The organism is Bradyrhizobium ingae (assembly GCF_055791185.1).
The window spans coordinates 34,799-45,153 of sequence record NZ_JBVUBB010000051.1 but is presented as its reverse complement, the minus strand read 5'-3'; the positions used below and the strand labels follow the sequence as shown (position 1 = coordinate 45,153).

The following is a 10,355-nucleotide window of genomic DNA, read 5'->3' as shown; positions in this document are numbered from 1 at the left end:
CCTAAAAGGGGGCGAAAATAAACGTCCTGCTACGCGCTTTGCGGCAGATCAGCCGCCCAGCGAGGCGGAATCAGGTGGGGGAGTTTGAGGTGACCACACCCGGGGGAATTTGACCGACCGTCGGGGCTCGCAATCACGGCAGCTGAACTTCTCCCGGACGTGCTGGATCACCTTCCAGGATTTCGGGATCACCTCCAGCGTCTCGGTAATGTCCTCCCCGAGCTTGGACAACCGTGCTCCGCCGCAACAAGCGCACGCCACAGGTCCCGGCACGAGCATCCGCTCGCGAGGCAGATGCTCCGGGAACGGCTGGCGCGATGGCCGCTTGCGCGTGGACGAGGCCACCTTCGTGATCCTGGCCGCGGCCATTTCGGCTGCAAGTTCGTCCTCAGTCGCTGAACTCTCCAGCTCCTCCAGCGTCAGTTCAAGCTGGTTCAACAGCCGCGCGGTGCGCTCCGAGCGAGGCCCATAACGATCACGGTTCAGCTTTTCGATCTGCAGCTTCAGGTGAGCAATCAGCGCATGGTCGTCGGACTGCTGGGCACGAACGCTGGCAAGTTCGGCGCGTGCTGCCAGCAACGCCGCCTGCAGCGCCTCAATGTCTTCCGGTAGCTTCTCGGGACCGTCACCCATGCCCGATGGAATCACAAAAGCCGCGATTTGGCGCGGGCTTTTTGCAATCTCACGGGATTATTGCCTATCCGGCGCTCTGCGGCCGCCAGCTGTGTTGAGGGTTACGCCAGTCGATCGCCTCCAGCAAATAGCCCATCTGAGCTGAGGTCAGCGACACCAAGCCATCCACCGTCGCCGGCCAGATAAATCGGCCACGGTCCAGCCGCTTGGCATAGAGCGATAGCCCGACCCCGTCGTGCCAAAGCGCCTTAATCAGTGTGCCGGCACGACCCCGGAACACAAAGACGTCCCCGGCAAAAGGATCTCGCCCCAAGCCCTCCTGCACCAGCAATGCCAGACCCTGCATTCCCTTGCGCATATCCGTGTGACCGGTAGCGATCCAGATTCTCGCCCCTGCTGCGATCGGGATCATCGCCGCTCCAGCAGATCCAGCACGCGAGACAACGCGGTCATATCAACGCCGGCGTCCACGATCACGCGACAGGCCTTGCCGACGACAATTTCCATGCGTCCGCTCGTTGGCCCCGCTGAAGCTACTGGGGGCGCCACCGGCTGGTTCGGCGTCACCATCGCAGGCACAAAGGCTGGCTGAGGTTGTTCAATATCGCTCGCCCGCGTCCCAAATGATCGTCGCCAAGTCAACAGGAGCGAGCGCGAGATGCCGTATCGTCGTGCTGTCGATGAGACCGCGCGCGGTGTCTGCAAACTCTCCAGAACGATCTTGAGTTTCTCATCATCGGTCCAGCGACGACGACGGCCAGTCTCGACAACCTCGAACCGTTCAATCTGAGCACTGAACTTATTGCTGTCCATAAGGGCTGTTACACAGCACTATTCTTAACCCGGCAAGGCGGCCCTCACCGGACCTCACCGGAGGGAGACGACAAATGAGATTATGGCGACGAATAAAAGTCGCACTCGCGTACGGCCCGCGACCATGCGTCGGTTACTTGATTTCGGCTGGTGTCGGCGGGCGAAAAAAACAGGGAGCGCCGGAGCGCTCCCTAATAAAGCTGAGTGCAGAGGAAACAGGCTGCTGCACGTACGGCTTGCCAAACAGCAAGCTAGCCTACCAAGTAAAGCGCATGCCTGTCAGGAAAGACGTGGTCTGCGGGGTGGTGGGGTAACCAGCGGTTGCCGTAGTAAAGCCGACGGCGAGACCGCCTCTAAGCTCTGACCATACCACACCGGCGTAGACATCGAAGTACTTGTTGAACGCATAGTCTACTGTTGTCGACGCCGTCTGCCAGTGGCCCGCGCAATGCGAGGAGCTAGTGTCGGAGCAAGGCATTAAGGTAGGCGAAGAACCTTTATAGAAACCTTGTTGGCCATAGTACCAAGCCGCCGTCATAGTCCAAGGGCCCGTCTCATATTTCGCTCCGATCCATCCAATGTCCCGGATCTTATCCCCATAAGTATAGGCCGTGTTGCTGATTAGTCCAATCACGTAACCGCCGTTGACCGTGTCACCAACCGAAACCGGATTGGACGGATTCGAGAAATCCTCATGCTGATACCCCGTGTAAAATGTCAGCTTGCCGCCAGGACCGGCCCCCTTGAAAGCGTCTGCGAGGTTGAAAGTATACTTGCCCATGAGCGAAAATGCTTCAGTGTTCTGCGCAGTGCCCCCCAGAGTATTGCAACTCGGAGTTCCAGGTACGCCGCATCCACCAACGCCATACGCGAAGGTCGACACCGCATCTCGAAGCACCGTATAAACTGCGTCTACGTAAAAGCCATTCCAGTTCGCGCCAATATTAGCTGCATAGGAATTTCCATGAAGGCCTGAGTCCTGTTCGCCTTGGGCGTACATGACTGCGCCATGGACCGGTCCATATCCATTGGCGTATTTCACCGAGTTATTCCATTTGTTGGCGTCGGCTACACCCGCAGCGCCACCCCATCCGGTAGACCAACCGATTTGCGAGAAAGTGGAAAGTCCCGTCGGATCGTAGCCGGCGAGGGTGGTAAGATCGAGTGGCGATTGGCGACCGAGTGTGAGTGTACCATAAGTTGCGTTGCGCACACCGGCAAATAGTTGCCCGTTGATAGCCTGCCCGCAACGGGCGGAGTTCGCCCATATACTTTGTTGAGTGCCTGGCCGGCCATTGTTCTGGATGATCGACGCGCAAGCATCGTCGAGCCTGCCGGTCAGAGGATTGAAGCCAGTGTCAAGCTGGCCGATCACCTTCCAGTCACCGAAAATGGGCTCTTCGAGCTTCAATCCAATAAAATTGAAACCTAAGCCGCCGACGTTTAGAGACGAAATTGGCCTAGTTCCAGCCGGAGCAGCAAGGACGTTGGTGTTTAAGCCAAACCAAGAGTTACCGAGCGGAGTGCCGATAGAATTGTAGCCGTAACCGATATCCATCTGCCCGAAGAGAGTGATACCCTTCCACGTCAGTGTGTCCGGTGGCGGTGGCGGCGGAGCCTTTAGGTTATCTGGCAGATCAGCCGCCTGCGTTCCGACCGTGAGGCCAACCAGTGCTACCAAAGATAGAATAGATGCTTTCATTAAGTCCCCCAAGTTTCGATTATGAGTGCCAGCGACTGTGTGTCCCGGCGAGAACAGAGCGTCGTTCGCTGCTCTCGGCCTTCGGATGAATGGCGGAGCGGACAACTCAGGATCGACAAGGAGAACCTTGGCGCGCGTCATCCCCTCTCTTTTTATTTTTTGGTTATCGCGGCTTTAAGCTATCCGAGCATCGCGCGGCATTTCGCTAATTTCAGCCCGGTTTTCGCGAAGTGCGGCGCATATCGTTTTTTAAAGCTCTTTTTCTGCGCGCACCCGTCGGCTGGGAAGGCTTGCTCGATTTCAGCGGCAAGGCTCTAGGATCGTATCGGGCGCGCTGTGAATGCGGGTCGCCACGATCACATGCGTCAAGCGCCCGTGCGAGCTACAGCATTGACGCTGGGCTGCAATCGGCACGTTCGCGTCCTTTTTGATCGCGGCGATCACCTCCGCGTCTTTCGTGCGCGCCAGAGTCTGGATCGCACCCGCCATGCCGAGTGCAAATGGAGCGCAAGCGCGACGACCGCGTCGACGTGCCAATCGTTGGGTGTACGGGCCCCCATTGATCGCAGCACTCTGGGCGCCGAAACCGGCGATGCGAGCGCTACTGCGCCCGCTGTGACGGGCGGCGGAGATGCCAACCTGTGTCGATGACCATGTCAGAACTCGAGCACTATCTGCGAGAGCAGCGTCAGGCGGAGAGCACGAATCAATCTTTCCGCGAAACTGCCTCCCTGATTCTGCAGGACAAGCTGGACCGCCGCCAGTCGCGCCTCAACTAACACCGCTATCAATAGTTCAGGTTTGAAGAGAAGGCGGCGCGCAGCCGAGTTTTAGTGGTCCTTCATTCCAATATTGCCACGGCAACGGCAGGCCTGCTTGCAGCTGCATACGCCGAAGTTCGTTGACGTCGGAATGTGCTGCTCGTCAGCAAGCTAGGCGCCGGAGGTCGCACGTTGCCAAGGATCGCCTAGGATGCGGTCGCGTCCGCCAAGATCATCCTCTCCGGGTTGGCCATGTAGAGCCTGCAAACTCTCGCAATACATCGAGCGGCTGGCGGATAGGCTCGGATGTTGCCGGCTCTCAAAATTCATGCGGAAATACCTCCCGCGAATCATATGCAAAAAGATATCGACCCTGGCATTGCGGCACAGCTTTTCGTCGCTCAGAAAATTCTGCGGATATGCGCTGAGATCTTCGTCGTCAAACTGATTGGGATTGAGAAAGATGTTTGTGGCCGTGCGCAATAGTACGCTGTGCTTGCCTGGAACTGGTGCGCCATTGCGATGGGTCGGACTTGATCAAGAACGAGATGATCGTCGGCATCATAGCCAATGAAGAATTCGTCACTGATGTCCTGCGAAGGATGCCGCAGCGTGCCTTGACGAGCCATTCGAGTTCGGCAACGCCGCTGACGAGCGCAGCGCCGTCGTAGGTAAACACTTTCGTGATCGCCAGCAGCCATATCGCGTTTAGAACCACAATGACGGGCTACAGCGGCGACTGAGAATAACTGACGTCGGCTATCCCGCCTTCGAACTCGGCAAGAGCTCGCCAACCTCTGAGACAATGAACTGTTGTGCTCCGTGAAGCGGCAATATGGAGGGCTGGAGGGCGCTGGTGCTGAAGGACAGGAAGTGGCGGCAACGCTGTCCGACGGTACGGGCGCCGTCTTGTCTGACACGCTGTAGTTCGCCAAGCGTGTGACCTTAAGTCTAGCTTTAAGGTCATCAGGCGATGCGGGTCGAGGTTTTGGGCGGGCTGGAGCGTCGGCGGCGTTGGTCGCAGGATGACAAGGCACGGATTGTCGAGGAGACGTTGGCGCCGGGCGCAAAGGTGACAGCGGTTGCACGTCGCAACGGAGTAGCGGCCAGCCTGGTGTTCACCTGGCGTCGTCAAGCGCGGACATCCGAGCAGGTCGTACCGTCTTTTGCGCCGGTGCAGATCGCCGCCACAGAGGCGGAGGAAACTCCGAAGCTCTTACCTGCGGGTGATAGCCGAGGGCGGTCTGTAGTGGCCGCGCGTATTGGATTGATCGAGATCGACCTCGGTAACCGGCGACGCATCCGAGTGGACGCGCACGTCGATCCAGAAGCGCTGGCGCGGGTCCTCGAGGTACTTGAGCGCCGATGATTGCCATACCGGGTAATGTGCGGGTGTGGCTTGCGACCGGCCACACCGATATGCGCCGCGGCTTCCCGAGCCTCGCGCGTCTGGTCCAGGAGAGTTTGAAGCGTGATCCGCATGCCGGTGATCTCTATGTTTTTAGAGGCCGCCGCGGCGACCTGATCAAGATCATCTGGCATGATGGCCAAGGCGCGTGTCTGTTCACGAAGCGGCTGGAGCGAGGCCGCTTTTTGTGGCCATCAATGGCGGATGGCGTTGTGACGATCAGCGTTGCGCAGCTATCCTATCTCCTCTCCGGAATTGATTGGCGGATGCCGCAGGCAACCTGGCGTCCACAGGCTTCCGGTTAAATCGAGCGGGATTTTTTGCGACGAATATGGTTGTTTCGTCCTCGTGACGACGCCCGCCGATCCGCTTCCCACCGACCTTGCCGCAGCACACGCGATGATCATTGCGCAGCGCGAGCAGCTGACGCTGGCGAAGAGCGAAGTGACCGTCGGCCGGCTGGAGATCGAGCGGCTGAAGCTGATGCTGGCCAAGGCACGGCGAGAACAGTTCGGGCAATCTTCTGAGCGCGGCAAGCTGCTGGTCGAGCAGCTCGAACTTGCCATCGAGGATCTTGAAGAGACCCAGGCTGAGCAGGAAACCAAGGCCGAGCTCGCAGCGCCGGAAGCCGCCAAACAGCAGCGCGTGCAAAATCCACGGCCGCCGCGACGTCCGTTGCCGGACAATCTGCCGATCGAACGCATCGTCGAACCCGCTCCTTGCGTATGTGGCAAGTGCGGCAGCGAGCGACTGCACAAGCTCGGCGAAGTGGTATCGAAGACCCTGGAATGTGAGCCGCGGCGCTGGAAGATTATCGAGCATGTCCGCGAAAAGTTCTCCTGCCGGGATTGTGAGGCAATCACCGAGGCGCCGGCGCCCTCCCATCCGATCCCGCGAGGCTTTGCCGGGCCGAGCCTGCTGGCGATGGTGCTGGTCAACAAGTTCTTGCTGCACCAGCCGTTGAACCGGCAGAGCAAGACCTATGCCCGCGAAGGGATCGAGATCGACGTCTCGACCCTGGCGGATCGGATCGGCGCCTGCGTGGTGGCACTCGATCCCATCATTGAGGCGATCCGGATCCACGTCATGAGCGCGGAACGCATCCACGCCGACGATACGACGGTGCCGGTGCTGGCCAAGCTCAAGACGGTTACCGGCCGGATCTGGACCTATGTTCGCGATGACCGGCCGTTTGGCGGCACGGATCCGCCGGCGGCCCTGTTCTACTACTCACGCAATCGGGCTGGAGAACACCCGCAAAGCCATCTTGCCGGCTATGTCGGCCTCATGCAGGCCGATGCCTTCGATGGGTATAACCAGCTCTACAAGGCCCCAAGGAAGCCAGCTCCGATCCTTGAAGCGGCCTGTTGGAGCCACGGCCGCAGAAAGTTCTTCGACCCGGCGAAATCTGGAGAGGCGCCGATTGCCAGCGAGGCCGTGCGACGCATCGATATCCTGTTCGAGATCGAGCGCACCATCAACGGCAAAACGCCGGAACAGCGGCTTGCGGTACGTCGTGATAAGTCGAGGCCGATCGTCGCCGATCTCGAAATCTGGATGCGTCAGCAGCGAACCTTGCTCTCATCAGGCAACGATACTGCAAAGGCGATCAACTACCTGCTCAACCGTTGGGCGGCGTTCACCCGCTTCCTGGACGATGGTCGCGTCTGCCTCTCGAACAACGCTGCCGAATGAGCGTTACGCGGTGTGGCTGTCGGAAGACGAAATTGGACCTTCGCCGGTTCAGATGCCGGCGGCCATCGCGCCGCTGCCGTCTATACCCTGATCGAAACCTGCAAGGTGAACGACGTTGATCCGCAAGCTTGGCTCGCGGATGTGTTGGCCAGGCTTCCAGATCACCCCGTCAACAAAGTCGCCGACCTGCTCCCGTGGAATTGGAAGGCGACCCAACAGTCCAGAGCGGCTGCCGCCTGAGCGCCACGGCTGACCGGCGCGCCTGCCCGGGGTGCTGACCGGATGCGTACGTCCGACGGCAACACGGCTAGGTCTAAGCGACAATCGCACCCAAGACGCGTCGTCGCTTCGCTGCCAAAAGGATTTTCAAGCAAAGGTTTATCGGCAACGAGCGAGTGATCGAGGCGCGGAATATTGCTTTTCCGGCCTAAACGGTACCCGCGGCTTGATAAAAAGGATCGTCGCTGCGATGGCGATCGCACCTTTAGCGAGAAGATGATAGCCACGGTCGCAACTGGCTGCGTACGACTTCTGCTCTGCCGCGCTAACTGGCGAATGATCAAATTCGGCGCCAGCGAATCTTTGTACCGACTCAACCGGCGCCGATTTATCTACAACCAATCCTTAGAGGGGACACGCTTCAGATCTGCCGGAAAGAACACCGAAGATGCACGAGCCGCCACGTCCTGCGCCGTGTACTGTCCTTTGGGATGGAAGCCATCCGTCATCAGCATCTTAATTTCTGCGATCTCTTCCCCCGATACGGAGAGGACCTTGCCCGAATGGTCAGCCGCCAGCTCGGAGGCCATGAAGAGCACTCCAGGAGCCACGTTCTCAGGACGCAGAATCGGATCGGACTCGCCGTCCTGAATGCCCGGAACGTCTGCCCACATACGAGTGACGGCGTTTGGCGCCAAGCCCATTACACGAATGCCGTATTTGCGACCTTCAATGGAGAGAACTCGTACCAAACCATAGATTCCGGCCTTGGCGGCTCCGTAGTTAGCCTGGCCGAAATTCCCGAAAAGGCCCGACGTCGAAGAAGTCATAATGATCACGCCGGGCCGACGGTTATCTTTGAGCCAGTTCCAGACTGGTAGCGCGCAGCAGTAGGTCCCCTTCAGATGAACCTTGACGACGAGATCCCAATCCTCCTCCGAGATCTTCGCAAATGTCCTATCGCGCAAGATGCCGGCATTGCAGATCAAGATATCGACTTGGCCGAACGTATCGATCGCAGTTCTTAGGATGTTTTCACCTCCGGCTAAGGTGGAAACGTCATCGCCATTGGCCACCGCGCGCCCGCCGGCCGCTATGATCTTGGCCACCACCCTTTCAGCAGCACCGCTAGCGCCCGCCCCATCGACTGAGCTGCCGAGGTCATTGACGACGACGGCCGCGCCCTCTTTTGCGAAAAGCGTTGCGTAAGCTTCACCGAGCCCGCCACCCGCTCCAGTGATGATCGCCACCTTACCGTCCAACAGTCCCATTCTCTACTCTCCCAATCTCTGCGTTGTGAGCGCGTGCGGCGCCACCAAGGCATCCCCAATTTACATTTTGCTCGCCTGCCACGTTCCACATAAACGCCAAGGAGGTCGCTTGTGTGCAAGGTACGCCGCCGTGCCAGAGCTTCGTTAAGCTAGAAATTGCCCAATAGACCGCCCTGCTGCCTTTAGGACCGAAGCTGCGCCATTTCAATTCCACGGGTTCGCGCTGAGCATCCCGAGGCTCGATCCCAGTATCGCCTCTGTCGTCCGGGCACCTTGTTGTCACGCCTGCTCATTTCGCCCACCCCGTCGCGCTCGACAGGCACGCGTTAGCAATAAAGGCTCTACCTCGACCGCCAGGAGGAAAACCGGCACACCCTTGCTAGGATTCGCACATTTCAGACTAATTTCCACTTCTAGCGCAGAAATTCATCGAACGATGCGATTCGGGAAGTGACGCCGCAGCCAGTCAGCTGATAAGGAAGATCGGCTAGACAGCGTCGGCAGCGTCACTAATTGCGCTGTAGATTTCAGCCAAGTCTGTCGCCGTGACGCAATAAGGCGGCATCACGTAAATTGTATTGCCGAGCGGCCGCAGCAGCAGTGCTTGGTCCTTGAAGATCGCTCCAAGCTTTGGACCGATGCTCGCCAGATAGCCCGGATCGGTCGTCTTCAGATCGAGCGCTGTGATGGTCCCAGTCCGACGAACGTTTGTAAAACGCGAGTCCGTGCGGAATGGCTCCAGTGCCTGCTCTTGCAACGTGGCGAGCGAGGCTACACGCTGGAGAGTGCTTTGGTCCCGCCAGAGATCCAGGTTAGCCTTTGCAGCAGCGCAAGCGATGGGATTGGCGGTGTACGAGCTCGAATGAAAGAAAGTACGTGCACGGTCTTTCGAATAATGCGCGTCGAAAATGTCCGCGCGGCAGAGCGTCACCGCAAGTGGGAGCGCTCCACCGGTGAGGCCTTTGGAATAGCAAGCAATATCGGGCGTTACACTGGCTTGCTCACAAGCAAATAGTGTTCCGACTCGGCCCCAGCCCGTCATGACCTCGTCGGCAATGAACAGAACGTCGTAGGCTTCACAGATCTGCTTCATTTCTCTTAACACCCAGGGTGGGTACATCAGCATGCCACCCGCCCCCAATATCAGTGGCTCGACTATGAAGGCGGCCGGCCCTTCCTTTCGGCAGGTAGAGGCGAGTGCATCTAGAGTCGTTTGCTCATGACCCTTTGACGGGAACGGGATTGTCGTGACGTTGAACAACAGGGGCCCGTACGCCACGTTGAATACGCCGCGGGCACCGACCGACATCGCTCCAATCGTGTCGCCGTGATAGGAATGTTGCATTACGACAATGCGCGTTCGATGCTTGCCGATATTGTGCCAATAGCCGAGTGCCATTTTCAGGGCGACTTCCACGCTCGTTGAGCCGCTGTCGGAGAAGAAGACATGCTCAAGCCCAGCGGGCGTGAGTTTCAAGAGCTGCGTCGCAACCTCCTCAGCCGGATCATGAGTGTAGCCGGCGAAGATGATTTGGTTGAGCCTGCCTGCCTGGTCTTGAATCGCGCTCACAATTTGTGGATGGCAATGACCATGCGTCACGACCCACCACGATGAAATTGCATCGATGATACGAGCTCCATCCGCAGCGTAGAGGTAAGCACCATCGCCACGCACAATCTTTGTCATCTCGTCCTGCAGCGCGTGTTGCGTGAACGGATGCCAGATCGGCGACTTCGTCTTCGGCGTCATGGCTTGAAATCATTCATGATAAAAGCGGCCTTGAAAGCGACCTACCAGCGCGTTTGCCGTGATCGGGATCTGATAAGGGACGCCTCACGCTTGCGGTGCGCCG

Annotated in this window: 10 protein-coding genes and 2 pseudogenes; 4 read left to right on the top strand and 8 right to left on the bottom strand. The window is 58.6% G+C overall.

From position 1 onward, the window contains the following. Positions 1 to 90: 90 nt before the first annotated feature. The 4 genes and pseudogenes from ACV1FX_RS38385 to ACV1FX_RS38370 form a co-directional block, all read right to left on the bottom strand. Positions 91 to 633, bottom strand: a pseudogene (locus ACV1FX_RS38385) (transposase domain-containing protein); the annotation flags it as partial. Between the two features lie 64 nt (positions 634 to 697). Then, positions 698 to 1,045 carry an IS66 family insertion sequence element accessory protein TnpB gene (tnpB, locus tag ACV1FX_RS38380; RefSeq protein WP_473122703.1) on the bottom strand — a complete coding sequence of 116 codons (348 nt, stop codon included), beginning with the start codon at positions 1,043 to 1,045 and terminating at the stop codon, positions 698 to 700. Continuing rightward, positions 1,042 to 1,446, bottom strand: a complete 405-nt coding sequence (gene tnpA, locus ACV1FX_RS38375) for an IS66-like element accessory protein TnpA (protein WP_473122702.1) — start codon at positions 1,444 to 1,446, stop codon at positions 1,042 to 1,044. The genes tnpB (ACV1FX_RS38380) and tnpA (ACV1FX_RS38375) overlap by 4 nt, the downstream gene beginning before the upstream one ends. Before the next feature lie 256 nt (positions 1,447 to 1,702). Continuing rightward, positions 1,703 to 3,148, bottom strand: a complete 1,446-nt coding sequence (locus ACV1FX_RS38370) for a porin (RefSeq protein WP_473122701.1) — start codon at positions 3,146 to 3,148, stop codon at positions 1,703 to 1,705. A 641-nt stretch (positions 3,149 to 3,789) separates the two neighbouring features. Here ACV1FX_RS38370 and ACV1FX_RS38365 point away from each other — a divergent pair. After that, the gene (locus ACV1FX_RS38365) at positions 3,790 to 3,927 is read left to right on the top strand and encodes a hypothetical protein (protein ID WP_473122700.1); all 138 of its coding nucleotides are present in this window, start codon (positions 3,790 to 3,792) and stop codon (positions 3,925 to 3,927) included. 153 nt (positions 3,928 to 4,080) lie between these two features. Here ACV1FX_RS38365 and ACV1FX_RS38360 read toward each other — a convergent pair whose 3' ends face one another. Continuing rightward, positions 4,081 to 4,392 carry a pantoate--beta-alanine ligase gene (locus ACV1FX_RS38360; protein ID WP_473122699.1) on the bottom strand — a complete coding sequence of 104 codons (312 nt, stop codon included), beginning with the start codon at positions 4,390 to 4,392 and terminating at the stop codon, positions 4,081 to 4,083. Continuing rightward, positions 4,349 to 4,588: a hypothetical protein gene (locus ACV1FX_RS38355; protein WP_473122707.1), complete on the bottom strand. Its 240-nt coding sequence runs from the start codon at positions 4,586 to 4,588 to the stop codon at positions 4,349 to 4,351. The genes ACV1FX_RS38360 and ACV1FX_RS38355 overlap by 44 nt, the downstream gene beginning before the upstream one ends. Positions 4,589 to 4,882: 294 nt before the next feature. Between ACV1FX_RS38355 and tnpA (ACV1FX_RS38350) the strand changes: the two genes are divergently transcribed. The 3 genes and pseudogenes from tnpA (ACV1FX_RS38350) (at position 4,883) to tnpC (ending at position 7,252) form a co-directional block, all read left to right on the top strand. Further along, a complete protein-coding gene (gene tnpA / locus ACV1FX_RS38350; RefSeq protein ID WP_095730859.1) occupies positions 4,883 to 5,278 on the top strand; it encodes an IS66-like element accessory protein TnpA in 396 nt (131 codons plus the stop codon). Further along, positions 5,275 to 5,622: an IS66 family insertion sequence element accessory protein TnpB gene (tnpB, locus tag ACV1FX_RS38345; RefSeq protein ID WP_050382259.1), complete on the top strand. Its 348-nt coding sequence runs from the start codon at positions 5,275 to 5,277 to the stop codon at positions 5,620 to 5,622. Before tnpA (ACV1FX_RS38350) ends, tnpB (ACV1FX_RS38345) begins: the two co-directional genes overlap by 4 nt. A 94-nt stretch (positions 5,623 to 5,716) precedes the next feature. Further along, positions 5,717 to 7,252, top strand: a pseudogene (gene tnpC, locus ACV1FX_RS38340) (IS66 family transposase). 371 nt (positions 7,253 to 7,623) lie between these two features. Here the strand turns inward: tnpC and ACV1FX_RS38335 are convergent. Further along, positions 7,624 to 8,502, bottom strand: a complete 879-nt coding sequence (locus tag ACV1FX_RS38335) for an SDR family NAD(P)-dependent oxidoreductase (protein ID WP_473122698.1) — start codon at positions 8,500 to 8,502, stop codon at positions 7,624 to 7,626. Positions 8,503 to 8,989: 487 nt separating this feature from the next. Further along, positions 8,990 to 10,252, bottom strand: coding sequence for an adenosylmethionine--8-amino-7-oxononanoate transaminase (locus ACV1FX_RS38330; protein ID WP_473122697.1), 1,263 nt, complete (start codon positions 10,250 to 10,252; stop codon positions 8,990 to 8,992). Positions 10,253 to 10,355: the final 103 nt, after the last annotated feature.